Annotated in this window: 11 protein-coding genes, 2 tRNA genes and 1 pseudogene; 6 read left to right on the top strand and 8 right to left on the bottom strand. The window is 64.8% G+C overall.

What is annotated here, in order from left to right:
• Positions 1-76 precede the first annotated feature (76 nt).
• From ACF3ND_RS04510 to ACF3ND_RS04495, 4 genes and pseudogenes are all read left to right on the top strand, one after another.
• Positions 77-3,634, top strand: coding sequence for an indolepyruvate ferredoxin oxidoreductase family protein (locus ACF3ND_RS04510; RefSeq protein ID WP_394064659.1), 3,558 nt, complete (start codon positions 77-79; stop codon positions 3,632-3,634).
• A 221-nt stretch (positions 3,635-3,855) separates the two neighbouring features.
• Positions 3,856-5,746, top strand: a pseudogene (locus tag ACF3ND_RS04505) (LTA synthase family protein).
• A gap of 75 nt (positions 5,747-5,821) precedes the next feature.
• Positions 5,822-5,898: transfer RNA gene (locus ACF3ND_RS04500), tRNA-Pro, on the top strand.
• Between the two features lie 81 nt (positions 5,899-5,979).
• Positions 5,980-6,240, top strand: coding sequence for a hypothetical protein (locus ACF3ND_RS04495; protein WP_394064657.1), 261 nt, complete (start codon positions 5,980-5,982; stop codon positions 6,238-6,240).
• A gap of 13 nt (positions 6,241-6,253) precedes the next feature.
• On the opposite strand, the gene ACF3ND_RS04490 is transcribed toward ACF3ND_RS04495, so the two are convergent.
• Genes ACF3ND_RS04490 through ACF3ND_RS04480 form a run of 3 tightly spaced genes read right to left on the bottom strand, consistent with a single transcriptional unit; the run spans position 6,254 to position 8,797 of the window.
• Positions 6,254-6,742 carry a DUF421 domain-containing protein gene (locus tag ACF3ND_RS04490; RefSeq protein ID WP_394064655.1) on the bottom strand — a complete coding sequence of 163 codons (489 nt, stop codon included), beginning with the start codon at positions 6,740-6,742 and terminating at the stop codon, positions 6,254-6,256.
• A gap of 13 nt (positions 6,743-6,755) precedes the next feature.
• Positions 6,756-7,172: a c-type cytochrome gene (locus ACF3ND_RS04485; RefSeq protein ID WP_394064653.1), complete on the bottom strand. Its 417-nt coding sequence runs from the start codon at positions 7,170-7,172 to the stop codon at positions 6,756-6,758.
• Positions 7,169-8,797, bottom strand: a complete 1,629-nt coding sequence (locus ACF3ND_RS04480) for a flavin monoamine oxidase family protein (protein WP_394064651.1) — start codon at positions 8,795-8,797, stop codon at positions 7,169-7,171. The genes ACF3ND_RS04485 and ACF3ND_RS04480 overlap by 4 nt, the downstream gene beginning before the upstream one ends.
• Positions 8,798-9,138: 341 nt before the next feature.
• Between ACF3ND_RS04480 and ACF3ND_RS04475 the strand changes: the two genes are divergently transcribed.
• Positions 9,139-9,215 (top strand) — tRNA-Pro (locus ACF3ND_RS04475).
• Positions 9,216-9,321: 106 nt separating this feature from the next.
• Here the strand turns inward: ACF3ND_RS04475 and ACF3ND_RS04470 are convergent.
• From ACF3ND_RS04470 to ACF3ND_RS04460, 3 genes are all read right to left on the bottom strand, one after another.
• Positions 9,322-9,543, bottom strand: a complete 222-nt coding sequence (locus ACF3ND_RS04470; RefSeq protein WP_394064649.1) for a hypothetical protein — start codon at positions 9,541-9,543, stop codon at positions 9,322-9,324.
• 22 nt (positions 9,544-9,565) lie between these two features.
• Entirely contained in the window at positions 9,566-10,762 is a 1,197-nt protein-coding gene (locus ACF3ND_RS04465) for a S8 family serine peptidase (protein WP_394064647.1), read from the bottom strand.
• 209 nt (positions 10,763-10,971) lie between these two features.
• Positions 10,972-11,697 carry a transporter substrate-binding domain-containing protein gene (locus tag ACF3ND_RS04460; protein WP_394064645.1) on the bottom strand — a complete coding sequence of 242 codons (726 nt, stop codon included), beginning with the start codon at positions 11,695-11,697 and terminating at the stop codon, positions 10,972-10,974.
• An 83-nt stretch (positions 11,698-11,780) separates the two neighbouring features.
• Between ACF3ND_RS04460 and ACF3ND_RS04455 the strand changes: the two genes are divergently transcribed.
• Positions 11,781-12,182, top strand: coding sequence for a DoxX family protein (locus ACF3ND_RS04455; protein ID WP_394064643.1), 402 nt, complete (start codon positions 11,781-11,783; stop codon positions 12,180-12,182).
• A gap of 12 nt (positions 12,183-12,194) precedes the next feature.
• Here the strand turns inward: ACF3ND_RS04455 and ACF3ND_RS04450 are convergent, their stop codons facing one another.
• A complete protein-coding gene (locus tag ACF3ND_RS04450; protein ID WP_394064641.1) occupies positions 12,195-13,556 on the bottom strand; it encodes a sensor histidine kinase in 1,362 nt (453 codons plus the stop codon).
• The gene (locus ACF3ND_RS04445) at positions 13,553-14,218 is read right to left on the bottom strand and encodes a response regulator transcription factor (RefSeq protein ID WP_394064639.1); all 666 of its coding nucleotides are present in this window, start codon (positions 14,216-14,218) and stop codon (positions 13,553-13,555) included. Before ACF3ND_RS04445 ends, ACF3ND_RS04450 begins: the two co-directional genes overlap by 4 nt.

Here is a 14,218-nt window from a genome sequence, read left to right as displayed (position 1 = left end):
TAGCAAAAAGCTTCACTAGACTAAAGCCATAATTACGACAACTTGCACGAACACAATTCCTGCAGGAGACAAAACCATGAATGCTCCACTCAACAAGCCCCACAAGGCCATGTTGGAGTCCGTGTCGCTGGACGATAAATACACTATCGAACAGGGGCGCGCCTACATGAGCGGCACCCAGGCGCTGGTGCGCCTGCCCATGTTGCAGAAAGAACGCGACCGGCGCGCCGGCCTGAACACGGCCGGCTTTGTGTCAGGCTACCGGGGCTCTCCGCTGGGCGGCCTGGACCTGGCATTCTGGCAGGCCGACAAGCACCTGAAGGAACACGACATCGTCTTCAAGCCGGGGCTGAACGAGGACCTGGCCGCCACGGCGGTCTGGGGCAGCCAGCAGACCAATCTGTACGACGGCGCCCAGTACGACGGCGTGTTCGGCATGTGGTATGGCAAGGGGCCGGGGGTGGACCGCTCCATGGACGTGCTCAAGCACGCCAACTCCGCCGGCAGCTCGCGCCACGGCGGCGTGCTGGTGCTGGCGGGCGATGACCACGGCGCCAAATCCTCCACCGTGGCCCACCAGTCCGAACACGTCTTCGCGGCCGCCGGCATTCCCGTGCTGTATCCGGCCAATGTGCAGGAATATCTGGACTTCGGCCAGCACGGCTGGGCCATGAGCCGCTTCTCGGGCCTCTGGGTGGCGCTCAAGTGCGTCACGGAAGTGGTCGAATCCAACGCCTCGGTGGACCTGGATCCGGAACGCGTGCGGATCGTGCTGCCGCAGATCGAGGACCTGCCCGCCGACGGGCTGAACATACGCTGGCCGGACCCACCGCTGGTCCAGGAAGCGCGCATGATGAACCACAAGTGGTATGCCGCCCTGGCCTACGTGCGCGCCAACAAGCTCAACCGTATTGAAATCGATTCCCCGCAGGCGCGCTTCGGCATCATGACCGCCGGCAAGGCCTATCTGGACACCCGCCAGGCGCTGGCCGACCTGGGCCTGTCCGATCAGTTGTGTTCCGAGCTGGGCATACGCCTGCTCAAGGTCGGCTGCATCTGGCCGCTGGACGCGCAGGATGCGCGCCAGTTCGCCACCGGCCTGACGGAAATCCTGGTCATCGAAGAAAAGCGCCAGATCCTGGAATACGCCCTGAAGGAGGAGCTGTACAACTGGCGCGACGACGTGCGCCCCAAGATCTACGGCAAGTTCGACGAGACCGAACACGGCGGCGGCGAATGGTCCATGCCGCGCTCGCCCTGGCTGCTGCCCGCGCAGGGCGAATTGTCCCCCGCCATCATTGCGCGCGCCATCGCGCGCCGCCTGAACACCATGGACATTCCGGACGAGCTGCGCGCCCGCATCCAGGCGCGCCTGGCCATCCTGGACGCCAAGGACCGCGAAGCCCGCGTGCCGCGCGTGACCGCCGAGCGCAAGCCCTGGTTCTGTTCCGGCTGTCCGCACAACACGTCCACCCGCGTGCCCGAAGGCTCGCGCGCCATGGCCGGCATAGGCTGCCACTACATGACGATCTGGATGGACCGCAGCACTTCCACCTTCAGCCACATGGGCGGGGAAGGCGTGGCCTGGATAGGCCAGCAGCCTTTCACCAAGGAAAAACACGTCTTCGCCAACCTGGGCGACGGCACCTACTTCCACTCCGGCGTCCTGGCCATACGCGCCTCGATCGCCGCCAACTCCAACATCACCTACAAGATCCTGTACAACGACGCCGTGGCCATGACGGGCGGCCAGCCGGTGGACGGGGTGCTCAAGGTTACGGACGTGATTGCCCAGGTCCATGCCGAAGGCGCCAAGAAGATCGTGGTGGTCACCGACGAGCCGGAAAAATTCAAGGGCGTGAGCCTGGCCGGCAATCCGCCTGTCTACCACCGCGACGAACTGGACCGCGTCCAGCGCGAGCTGCGCGACATTCCGGGCACCACAGTGCTGGTCTACGACCAGACCTGCGCCACCGAGAAACGCCGCCGCCGCAAGAAAGGCACCTACCCGGATCCCGCCCTGCGCGCCTTCATCAACGACACGGTCTGCGAAGGCTGCGGCGACTGCTCGGTCAAATCCAACTGCCTGTCCGTGGAGCCCCTGGAAACGCCGCTGGGCACCAAGCGCACCATCAACCAGTCCTCGTGCAACAAGGACTTCTCCTGCGTGAACGGCTTCTGTCCCAGCTTCGTCACCCTGAAAGGCGCCCAATTGCGCAAGCCGCAGGCCAAGGGCCGCTCGCTGGAGTCCTTCCACCTGGCGGACCTGCCCCTGCCCGTGCTGCCTGAGCTGGACAAGACCTTCGGCATCCTGATCGCGGGCATAGGCGGCACCGGCGTCATCACCGTCGGCGGCCTGCTGGGCATGGCGGCCCACCTGGAGAACAAGGGCGTCACGGTCCTGGACATGGCCGGCCTGGCCCAGAAGGGCGGCGCGGTGCTCAGCCACGTCCAGATCGCCCGCCATCCCGACCTGCTGCACGCCACCCGCGTGCCCACGGGCGAAGCGTCGCTGCTCATCGGCAGCGACGCCCTGGTCAGCGCCTCCACCGAGGTGCTCAGCCGCGTGAGCCGCGACCAGACCCGCGCCATCATCAACACCGCCGCCAGCCCGACCTCGGACCTGATCGGCAACGCGCACTGGAAGTTCCCTCTGAAGACGGCCTGCACCGACATCGAGAACGCCATCGGCAGCCACACCCGCTACCTGGACGCCAACGCCCTGGCCGTGCACGTGATGGGCGACGCCATCTACGCCAATCCCATCCTGCTGGGCTACGCCTACCAGCGCGGCTGGATTCCGCTGCAGATGAACAGCCTGCTGCGCGCCATCGAACTGAACGGCGTGGCCGTGGAAGCCAACCGCCAGGCCTTCCAATGGGGCCGGCTGGCCGCCGCGCGCGGCATGCAGGCGCTGATGGAAGGCTCGGAGCCCAGCGCCCGCCCCGTCGCCTTTCCCGAAACCGTGCAGTCCCTGGTCAAGCGGATGGAGGCCCACCTGAGCGCCTACCAGAATCCGGACTGGGCCCAGCGCTACCGCGACGCCATCGACCCCCTGCTGGCTCGCGAAGCCCGGCTGGGGCTGGACAAGTCCCTGCCCCTGACCCGCACGGCCGCCACTCAACTGGCCAGGCTGATGAGCTACAAGGACGAGTACGAAGTCGCGCGCCTCTATACCGACCCGGCTTTCCTGGACAAGCTGCGCGCCCAGTTCGCCGGGGAACCGGGCACGGACTATCAGATCCAGTATCATCTGGCGCCGCCCATCCTGGGACGCAAGAACAGCCAGGGCCAGCCCATCAAGAGCCGTTTCGGGCCTTCCACCATGACGCTGTTCCGCTTCCTGGCGCGGCTGCGCGGCCTGCGCGGCACGCCGCTGGACATGTTCGGCTACAGTCAGGAACGCCGCCACGAACGCCAGGGCATCGAGGATTACCTGGCCGACCTGGCCGAGGTCTGCGAACACCTGAACGCGGACAATATGGAAACCGCCCAGCGCTGGCTGAGCTACCCCGAACTGATACGCGGCTATGGCTACATCAAGGAAGCCGGACGCCTGAAGGCCTATGCGCTGCGCGAACAGCAGCGCGGCCAGTTCCGGGCGCGCACCGGACCGCGCCAGCACGTCGCCTGAGCACGCGCCAAAGCACACCGGCCCCCTCGTTCGCGAAGGGGCCGGAACTCCCCGCACCTCCCCGGGCGGTGCCGGTTCCCGCCGCTCGTTTCCAGCCCCGGACCGGATCAGGTCCGGGGCCTTTTTACCGCAGGGTCCAGCGGGAAAAACTGTCATACAATCGAGGCGAATCCAATCTTCGTTCCGCCGCCGGCGCCCGGCGCGGCGCGGGACAGCTCCTTATGCGCCACCTCATCTATCTGTTCGTTCCCTCGGCCCTGATCCTGCTAACCTCTTTCCGGCTGGCCTTCGCATTCTGGCAATGGCCGCGCGTGCGCCAGGCCGGCGGCCTCGTTCCCGTGCTGCTGGGCGGACTGCGCATCGACGCGCTGATGATCGCCGCCCTGTGCGCGCCGATCGCCCTGCTGGCTCCCTGGCTGGGCCACCATGCCTGGGCCACGACCGCAGCCGCGGTCTGGTTCACGTTCGCCTGGTTCATGCTGGCCCTGCTGGAAGTGTCCACGCCCCAGTTCATCATCGAATACGACACCCGGCCCAACCGCCTCTACGTGGACTACCTCAAGCACCCCCAGGAAGTCCTGGGCATGCTCTGGAAAGGCTACAAGCTGATGATCGCCGCCGCCCTGGCGGGCCTGGCTCTGATCGTCTGGTCGGGCTGGACGATTTTCGGCAACTCCGCCCCCGATCCCGTCATGAGCTGGTGGCTGCGCCCCCTGTGGATGCTGGCCGCCGCCGCCCTGTGCGCCCTGGCCATACGCGGCACGCTGGCGCACCGTCCCATCAATCCCTCCACCGTGGCCTGGTGCGGCGACAGCATGGTCAATACCCTGCCCCTGAACTCGCTGTACAACGTGGCCTATGCCGTCTACAGCATGAAGAACGAGCGTTCGGCGCAGGACATCTACGGCCACATGGATCCGCAGCGCATGAATGAGATCGTGCGCCAAGCCGCGCAGTTGCCGCCCGGCCCGCGCGGCCCTGCCCACCCTGCACCGCCAGCAGCCCACCCACGCCCGGCCCCGCAAGCCCAAGCTGGTGCTGATCGTCGAGGAAAGCCTGGGCGCGCAGTACGTGGGCAACCTGGGCGGCGCGGGCCTGACGCCGGAGCTGGACAAGCTGGCCCTGACGGGCTGGAACTTCCGTCGCGCCTACGCCACCGGCACCCGCTCGGTGCGCGGCCTGGAAGCCGTCAGTGCGGGCTTCCCGCCCACCGTGGCCGACGCCGCGCTGCGCCTGCCCGGCTCCCAGAGCCGCTTCTTCACCCTGGCCCAGCTGCTCAAGGAGCAAGGCTACCGCTCGCGCTTCATCTACGGCGGCGAAGCCCACTTCGACAACATGAAGAGCTTCTTCCTGGGCAACGGCTTCGACGAGCTGCATGAACAGTCCAGCTTCGAGTCGCCGCAATTCGTGGGCACCTGGGGCGCCAGCGACGAGGACATGTTCAACAAGCTGCACGAGCTGCTCAGCCGGGACGGCGACCAGCCCACGCTGACGCTGGCCTTCTCGGTCAGCAATCACTCGCCCTGGGAGTATCCGGCCGGCCGCATCCAGGTGCAGGGCGACCCGGCCACCGTGGAGAACACCGTGCGCTACGCGGACTGGGCCATCGGCGATTTCTTCCGCAAGGCGCGCGCGGCCGACTACTGGGACGACACCCTGTTCCTGATCGTGGCCGATCACGACTCGCGCGTGGGCGGCGCCAGCCTGGTGCCTCTCAAGCACTTCCATATTCCCGCCCTGATCCTGGGCGGCGGCGTGCCGGCCCGCCAGGACGAACGCATCATCAGCCAGATCGACCTGGCGCCCACCCTGCTCTCGCTCATGGGCATAGACTGCGAACACCCCATGATAGGACGCGACCTGACCCGCCAGGACAGCGGCCGGGCCATGATGCAGTACTACGAGAACTACGGCTACCTGAAGGGCGACATCCTGACCGTGCTGGCCCCGCACCAGGAACCCGGCCAGTATCGCTTCACCGCGCCGGACCAGTATGACCCCTTGCCAGAAGTCGACGCGGCCCTGGCCGAAGAAGCCCTGGCCCATGTGCTCTGGCCCAGCTGGGCCTACCACGAGCATGCCTACACCCTGCCCCACTTGCAGACCCGCTGAGGCGGCCCGGATGGCATTCACGCTGTCCGAGCCTTGACCTTGAGGCGAAATCCATCTATGATGCTTGTCTTTAGTCGGGGCGTAGCGCAGTCTGGTAGCGCATCTGGTTTGGGACCAGAGGGTCGCGAGTTCGAATCCCGCCGCCCCGACCACCCCTTTGAAAAAGCACCGTTCACCGGTGCTTTTTTGCTATTGGCCCCCTACGGGGCGGACCTGATCGGGCAAAGAACGCCATGAGCAATCTGAAAATCCTGGGTTTGAGCTGTCTGGCCCTGTTTCTGGCGCTGCTGACCCTGCCCACGGCTTTTCTGCTGCTGCCCATTCTGCTCCTGCCCGCCCTCTCGTGCCTGATCAGCATCCTGGTCTACCGGCGCGGCCTGCACGGACAGAAGCGCCCTCCAGGCCTGAAGATCATCGCGCTGCTGCCCATTCCGGTGGCGCTGACCGTTTTCTGGGTCTGCTTCCAATGGATCTCCACCGGCTACCGGGCCTGAGAAGCACCGAAACCTAGCTTTTCTTCAAAAAGCTCAGCTTTCCATTGGGCTCGATGTAGGCGACCCGAACCTCGTCCAGCGACTCGATGCCTGCGAGCCGCATCTCGCTCATGATCTCCTCCCGGGTCACGTATTCCCGCCTCATGTTGCGCCATTGCAGCTCCCCGTCGCGGACCACGCAGACCTTGCGCGCGGTCGCCAGCCTGTTCAGCAGAGGAAAGCGATACATCAGCCAATCGATGATGTACCCCCAGGCCACGATGGTGGCCGCCACCAGCAAGCCATCGGTCAGCGAATTGCTGCCGCCGGTCATGGCATTGCCGCTGGCGTCGGCAATCAGCAACAGGATCAGCAGATCGGCCGGGCCCAGCGAGCCGAGCTCGCGCCGGCCCGCCAGCCGGAGCAGGATGAACAATACGAAATACACGACGGTTCCCCGGAGCACGGACTCCAGGACCGGATTCTCCAGTTCGAAAGCCGTGCTCCAGATGGCGCCGTCCATGTCGCTCTCCCGGTCAGTTCAGATCGAAATACTGATGATCCTTGGGCCGTTGGGCCGCCACGTCCTTGGCGGTGACCTTGTCAGTGTAATTATCGCCGAAATGCGTGCGGATATAATTGACCACTTCGGCAATCTGCTCGTCGTTGAGCACGCCGCCCAGGCCCGGCATGCCCTTGTTGCCCACCATCACCATGAAAATGGGGTAGCCGGCGGCCGCCAGTTTGGGATTGTTGGCCAGGGCCGGATACTTGCCGGCTCCTTCGGCGCCTTTGCCCCCGGCCATGTGGCAGGAAATGCAGACCTGGTCGTAGATCTCCTGGCCGGTCTTCTGGGTGAATACCTCCGTGTCCCCGCCCACCACGGCCGTATCGGCCATGCTGACGTTCAGCAGGCCCGAAGCAATGAAAACAGCAAGCGATCGCAGAATCATGACTTGTCTCCTTGATTGTCGGCCTGACGATTGCCGGTCACGTGCGCGTGCAGGCGGGTGATGGCGTTCAGGGCGGACAGGATCGCGCCCTCCTGCCAGGCATTCACATACGAGGCGTGCTCGCCGGCCAGCACCAGATTGCCGTCGATCTTGCACAGATTCTCGTAGTGCGCCTTGCGCGTCTGTTCGGTCCACATGCCGTAGCAGCCCAGCGTCCAGGGCACGCGGTGCCAGGCCACGGACACGCCGCTCTCGAACTCGTCCTTGTATTGCTTGTGGATCTGCGCGCCATATTCCACCGCCTTCTGGACCCGCTCCTCCGGGCTGAGCGACGACCATTCCATGGCTGAAGGGCCGAACATGTATCCGCCCAGCAGCACGCCTTTCCTGGAGGACAACATGCCGGTGCTGGGATAGGAGATCTGCGTGATGGGCAGATCCGTATAGGTGATGCCGCCGTAGATGGCCTCATCGTCCTCCCAGAAGCGCCGCTTGAACTGCAGGCCGATCTTGACCGAAGGGGCGTACGGCACGGCGTCGATGGCGGCCAGCATTTCCTTGCTGGCGTCCAGTTCGATCTGGCTGAGGATGGACAGGGGAATCGTGCATACGCACCAGTCCGCCGTTTCCTTGGACTCCTTGCCGCTGTTGTGGTCCGTATAGGCCACGGTGACCTTGCCGTCGGCTTGCTTGATGGCCGTCACCTTGGCGTTGAAGGTGATCAGGCCCTCCAGTTCCCGGCCGAAGGCTGCGCCGATCTGGTCCATGCCGCCCACCGGCTGGAACATGGTCTGCTGGAACTCGTACAGGTCGTGGATACCCATGTTGTGCCAGCCATCGGACCGGACGATGTCGGCCAGAGCCAGGGGTTCGGAAAATATGGGCTCTGCCCCCAGCCCGCCGCCTGCATCGCGCTCGAAGCCGCGTACCGAGGAACTGGCCATGCCCTTGACATACGCCATGTTCTTGTCCAGGGCGCCCCAACTGCGCAGCGCCTCCAGCATCCGCTCCTGGTCTTCCTTGGACAGGGGCTCGTCCAGCTTGCCGGCATTGATGGCTTTGGACATCAGTTCGGCCACCTGCCCCTGGAAGTCGGCGTGGATATGGCGAAAACGCTGCGGCGTGCCGTTGAAATGGCCGCTGCTGTGCAGATAGGCGTTGAAGTTGTACTGGATGAAGGGTTCCAGCTTGACGTTCAGGCGCTTGCAGTAATCCAGCAAGGCACGGTGGTGGAAAGGAATCCGCCATGGACCGGGATTGATGTACTGGTCCTTGTCGAACTTGACGTCCTGCCTGGCTCCGCCCAGTTCGGTAAAGCTGTCCCCGCCGTGCAGCGACCAGTTGCGGCCGCCGACTTTCTCCCGGTATTCCAGAATCTTGACCTTGTAGCCCGCATTGCGCAGCTCCAGCGCCGACACCATGCCGGCCAGTCCCGCGCCCAGGACCAGCACGGTGGTGCCCTCCCTGGGCTTGCCCTCCAGCCGAATGGGGCCGTCGTAGCTGCCCTCGGCCGCATGTCCCAGCTTCATCATCGCCTGGTACATGGCGGCGCCGCCGGCGGCATACCCCACCATGGTCAGGAAACGCCGCCGTGTCAGCGTCTGGCTCTCTAGCAATATGCTCATCTCGTTCTCTCCTCTGGAAAACCCGATGAGCAGCACTCGCGCCCTGTTCTATTTTTAACCCCCGGTGCTCTGAATGCCGCCCATTTCTGAAAAACAAACAAGGATCGCAAAGCAAGGATTCAGCGTAGTCGCTTGTTTTAACTATAGCTCAGCGACTTGGACAAACCAGAGCGGGGATACATAGATTTACAGTGGAACTGCTAATTTTCACCCTAAAGCACTTAATCGCTCTTTTAATTACAGAGCAGTAACTAATTTTGACCTTAAAGCATTTATTCGTGGCGATGCACGAAGCGCTGCTTGCCAATCTCAAGAACCAGGGATATAATTTTTTTCTTAGTCGGGGCGTAGCGCAGTCTGGTAGCGCATCTGGTTTGGGACCAGAGGGTCGCGAGTTCGAATCCCGCCGCCCCGACCACCTAATGCAACGGCCTTTTTGGAAAGATCCAAAAAGGCCGTTTTCATTTTGCAGGGCAAAGCCGGCCTCGCCGTCATGGGCGAAGCCGGCTCAAAAAAGAAGGAACTCAGTCCAGCGCCTTCACCTGCCGGTCGATCTCAATGGCGCCCACGCCTTCCACCCGCTCGAGAAGATCCAGAAGAGGGCTGTCGATGGAGCCCGAGACGAGCCCGACCGTGCGCATCTCCCGCTCGACGAGCAGGCCGGCGCGCCGGCAGTCCTCCACGACCTGCTCGAAGCGGTCGCGCCAGGCATCCTGGATGATGATGTTCAATCGAATATAGGACATGGCAATCCAGAACAAAAAATGATCACGTCTTGTCCGACACGTGGACCAGGCCCGCGCCTACGTCCCGCTCCGGATCGTCCAGGGACCGCACCTGTTTCACCAGCCTGTCCCAGAGCGCCCGCCCGCGGTTGGCCTTGTCGGCCTGCGCATACAGGGCCGCCACGCCCGCCACGAACGGCGTGGCCATGCTGGTGCCGCTGATCGTGTTGTAAAGTTTCGGCCTCGTCCAGGCCGAGCGCACGTTGACTCCCGGCGCTGCGATGCCCACCTGGCCGCCATCTTTGTTCAGACCCGCGCAAGAAAAAGGCGCCACGTGAAGCTGCTCATCGACGGCGCCCACCGCCATGATGGAAGGGCAATTGGCCGGATGCCCGACCGGCGCAAGATAATCGGGACGGCGGCTTTCGTTGCCGGCCGCCGCGATCAGCATCGTACCGGCTGCCAACGCGCGCCGGGCGACTTCTTCGAACACGCGCGAATACGGTTCCCCCTCCTCGACCGGGCTGCCCAGCGACAGAGAGACGACCTGGCATTCATTCTCGATGGCCCAGTTGATGCCCTCCAGCACGCCGCCCTCGGTTCCCGAGCCCTCATTGTTCAAAACCTTGCCCACATACAGTTCCGCCTGACCCGCAACGCCGTAGCGTGGCCCTGATCCTGGCTTGAGCGGCCCGGCTGCGATGCCCGCGCAATGCGTGCCATGACCGTTCCGGTCCTGGACGTCCTCGCCATGGATGAAGGAGCGCGACACGATTGTCCGTCCCTCGAAATCCGGATGTTCCATATCCAGGCCGGTGTCCAGAATGGCAATGCGCACGCCCTTTCCCGTGTACGGCGACAGGGCCGCGCCCACGGCTCGCACCCCCCAGGTCAACTCATCGGCGACGGGATCGGCGAGCGGCGGATCGTCCTGCACGCGCGCCAGGGCCCGAACGCTGCGTTCGGGCTCCACGGCCAGGATGGGGCTGTCTTCAGCCGTCACCAGGCTCCTGAGCGAGGGCTGCTGTTCCGGCGCGCACCGCACCAGCATCACGCCGATGCTATGAAACACCACCGCGCACTGCGGCGGCAAGGTCGCGGCTCCCAGCTCCTCGTCGCCCTGCGCGCTGAGTATCTGCATGTTCGAAAGGGCGGCCAGTCGCTGAATGCCATGTTCAGGCTTGTCCTTGCGCAACAGGACAAGATAGCGACCCGTGGTTGCAGACAGATTCTTCATCATATCTCCTCCACAACTTGAACGTTGCGGCGGCAGCAGATTCCGCCGCCTCCATGACAGGCTACTCGCGGGCGCGAACCGGCGTCAACACGCCCGCCAGGCGTCCCGCCCGCCTCATAGAGGAAGACTAAAGTTCAATAACATCAATTACTTGTGGTAACCCACTCGTACTGCCCCGGCCATCCCCCGGAGCGGTGCTCATCGCTTTTTCGCTAGTCGGGCACGCTCACATTGGCCTGGCCGCTGTCGGCCAGGAACTGGGCCACCATGCCCTCGCTTTTCTGGCGCGCGATGAAGGCTTCCAGCCAGGCATGGGCCAGGGTCCGGCCCGACGGCACGGCCATGGCCTGGCGTATCACGGTGAAGCTGTCCGCCAGCACGCGCAGGCCCGTGCGCGAACGGGCGTACCGTTCCAGCGGCTGACGCACGCCGGCCGCCGCGTCCAGTTCCTGTTCCACGAACAGGTCGATGGCCGCCGCCGATGTGGGCGCGCGCACCAGATCGGCCTGCTTCAGGGTGCGGGTGAGGAACAGGTCATAGGCCGCGCCCTTGCCCACGGCGATGCACACGCCGCGCTGGTCGAGCTGGTCCACGCCCTGGTAGGCGGAATCGGCGCGCACCAGGTAGGTGCCCTCGATGTGCACATAGGCTTGTGTGAACAGGATTTTCTCGGCGCGCTTGGGGTCGATGGCCAGAAAGGCCAGGTCCCAGTCGTCCCTGTAGACGCCTTCGACCACCGACTGCGCGGCATCGTAGGAATGGAACTGCACGCTCAGCTCCAGCTCCTGGGCCACGCTGCGGGCCAGATCCGCCGACACGCCGCGCGGAGCCTGCTCGTGCTCGCCGCGCTGCGCCAGCACGGGATTGCCGTAGTTGATGGCGACGCGCAGCACGCCCGTGGGAGCCAGCTCAGCGGCGACTGCCTGTTTTTGTGTCATGGATACGCTCCGTCATACTTGTTGATCCTGTGTCCCCCTACAATACCCCACGTTGCGAACCTTTCAAATTGTGGAGACTGTGCATGTCCCGGGATGATCTTGGAAAACTGATTCTGCGCGTGGGCGTGGGCCTGCTGCTCTTGCTGCACGGCATCGCCAAGATACGCTACGGCATAGGCAATATTGAAAAAATGGTGGTGGCCAACAATCTGCCGTCCATCGTGGCCTGGGGCGTGTACCTGGGCGAGGTCGTCGCGCCGGCCCTGATGATCCTGGGCTACTACGCCCGCGCCGCGGGCCTGGTGGCCGCTCTGAGCATGGTCATCGCCCTGCTTCTGGCCCACAGCGGACAGTTCGGCTCCTTTACGGCGCAGGGGATCTGGAGCCTGGAGCTGCAGGGCCTGTTCCTGGTCGGCTGCCTGGCCGTGGGCCTGATCGGCGCCGGCAAGTACAGCGTGGGCGGCGGCAGCGGCCCCTGGAACTGACCGTTGCAGGGATCAGGCGGCCAGAACCAGGTCCAGCCGCAGGCCGCCTTTGTCGGAGGGCCCGGCCTGCACCCGGCCATGGTAGCTCTCGGCCAGTTCGCGCACGATGTCCAGTCCCAGGCCAAAGCCCGGATAGCGCTCGTCGGCCCGCTGGCCGCGCCCGAACACGCGTTCGAGCTGGCCGGGGTCCAGTCCCGGCCCGTCATCCTCGACCACCAGGTGCAGCGCGCCTTGCTCCAGGCTCACGCGGCACCAGACATGCCGGGCGGCCCACTTGCAGGCATTGTCGAGCAGATTGCCCGCCATTTCCTGCAGGTCCTGCTCTTCGCCCTTGAATACCAGCTCCCGTTCCGGCAGATCCAGATGGATCTGTTTCTCCGCATGCAGCCGCCCCATGACGCGACACAAGGCTTGCAGGCTGGCCCGCACATCCGTGCGCACGCCTATGGCGCGCACCGCCGTGGCCCTGGCCCTGGACAGGTGATGATCGACCTGGCGCTGGGCCAGGGCGACCTGCTCGCTGACCACCGCCGCCAGCTGCGGATCCGCGCCCGCGGCCGCATTGCCCATGATGGTCAACGGGGTCCTGACGGCATGGGCCAGGTTGCCGGCCTGCGCCCGCGCGCGATCCACCATGCGGGCGTTGGCGTGCAGCACGGCGTTGAAGTCGTCCACCAAGGGCTGGATCTCCGAGGGGAAGCGCCCGCTTATCTCGGGCTGGCGCCCCTCCTGCACGTCCAGCAGGCGCCGGCGCAGCAATTGCAGGGGATACAAGGCCAGCACCACCTGCAGCACGGCCGCCAGGATCAGGCCCAGCGCCAGGCCGCCCAGGGACAGGAACAGGATGCGCTGGAAGCGCTCCAGCGGCTCGGCCAGCAGCTCCCGGCTCCCCGCCACCATGATCTGCAGGCTTTGTCCCTTGTCGTTGACCTCGTCCAGCTCCTGGCGCAAGACGATCAGCGGCTGCTTCTCCGGCCCCGGCAGGGTGAAGGAGCCATGCGCGCTGCCTGCGGCGTTCGCATCCAGCGCCTCATCCCACAGCGAGGTGGAACGCAGCGCGACTGTCCATTTCCCGCCCGTCGCCTCGCGCCGGGCAATCTGCCAGTACATGCCTGAATAGGGTTGTTCGAACAGGGGGTCGCTCAGGCGGGACTGCAGGGAGAGATTGTTGAGATTCTCCAGATTGACGTCGGCCATGATCTGGTCCAGATGCGTCTGCAATCGCTGCTCGAACTGGCGATAGACATGGTCCTGGAACAGGCGGTTCAAACCCAGCCCCGCCAGGATGATGCTGACCAGGATCCAGGCCAGCGTGCCCAGCAGCAGCCGGCTGCGCAGCGAACCCAGGGCCGCGTGGCTGCGCTCCGGCTTCATGCGGCGGGATCCACCAGGCGGTAGCCCATGCCCCGCACCGTTTCGATGTAGCCGGCCGGCAGCTTCTTGCGCAGGCGCACGATGAAGACCTCGATGGTGTTGGAGTCGCGCTCGAAATCCTGGGAATAGATATGCTCGGTCAACTGCGTGCGCGACAGCACCTGGCCCGGGTGATGCATCATGAAGGCCAGCAGGCGATATTCATGACTGGTCAGGGTCAGGGTCATGCCATTGCAGCTGATGGTCGAGGAACGCGGATCCAGCTCCAGGGCGCCGACCTGCAGGCGCGGATTGGCCTGGCCCGCCGCCCGCCGCAGCAAGGCGCGCATGCGGGCCAGCAGTTCCTCCATGTGGAAAGGCTTGCCGACATAATCGTCGGCGCCCGCATCCATCCCTTCGACCTTGTCGTGCCAGTCGTTGCGGGCGGTGAGGATCAGCACCGGCATCGCGAGATCCGCCGCACGCCAGCGCCGCAGCACCGACACGCCGTCCATGCCGGGCAGGCCCAGGTCCAGGACGACGGCATCGAAAGGCTCGACTTCGCCCAGGTAATGACCTTCGCGGCCGTCATGGGCCACCTGCACCGCATAGCCCGCCCGCTCCAGCGCCTGCTGCAACTGGCCAGCCAGCGTGGGTTCGTCTTCGACGACCAGTATCCGCAT

The sequence above is a fragment of the Alcaligenes sp. WGS1538 genome (genome assembly GCF_043187505.1).
Classification (GTDB): Bacteria; Pseudomonadota; Gammaproteobacteria; order Burkholderiales; family Burkholderiaceae_B; genus Alcaligenes.
Note: the sequence above shows the minus strand (reverse complement) of the source record. Positions and strands in the feature narration are given on the sequence as shown.

Bases quoted from the DNA above. Each gene is read 5' to 3' on its own strand.
- ACF3ND_RS04490 (WP_394064655.1), bottom strand. From the start codon at position 6,742: ATGGACGGCGCCATCTGGAGCACGGCTTTCGAACTGGAGAATCCGGTC.
- ACF3ND_RS04445 (WP_394064639.1), bottom strand. From the start codon at position 14,218: ATGCGGATACTGGTCGTCGAAGACGAACCCACGCTGGCTGGCCAGTTG.
- ACF3ND_RS04450 (WP_394064641.1), bottom strand. From the start codon at position 13,556: ATGAAGCCGGAGCGCAGCCACGCGGCCCTGGGTTCGCTGCGCAGCCGG.
- ACF3ND_RS04465 (WP_394064647.1), bottom strand. From the start codon at position 10,762: ATGATGAAGAATCTGTCTGCAACCACGGGTCGCTATCTTGTCCTGTTG.
- ACF3ND_RS04455 (WP_394064643.1), top strand. From the start codon at position 11,781: ATGTCCCGGGATGATCTTGGAAAACTGATTCTGCGCGTGGGCGTGGGC.
- ACF3ND_RS04495 (WP_394064657.1), top strand. From the start codon at position 5,980: ATGAGCAATCTGAAAATCCTGGGTTTGAGCTGTCTGGCCCTGTTTCTG.
- ACF3ND_RS04470 (WP_394064649.1), bottom strand. From the start codon at position 9,543: ATGTCCTATATTCGATTGAACATCATCATCCAGGATGCCTGGCGCGAC.
- ACF3ND_RS04485 (WP_394064653.1), bottom strand. From the start codon at position 7,172: ATGATTCTGCGATCGCTTGCTGTTTTCATTGCTTCGGGCCTGCTGAAC.
- ACF3ND_RS04480 (WP_394064651.1), bottom strand. From the start codon at position 8,797: ATGAGCATATTGCTAGAGAGCCAGACGCTGACACGGCGGCGTTTCCTG.
- ACF3ND_RS04510 (WP_394064659.1), top strand. From the start codon at position 77: ATGAATGCTCCACTCAACAAGCCCCACAAGGCCATGTTGGAGTCCGTG.
- ACF3ND_RS04460 (WP_394064645.1), bottom strand. From the start codon at position 11,697: ATGACACAAAAACAGGCAGTCGCCGCTGAGCTGGCTCCCACGGGCGTG.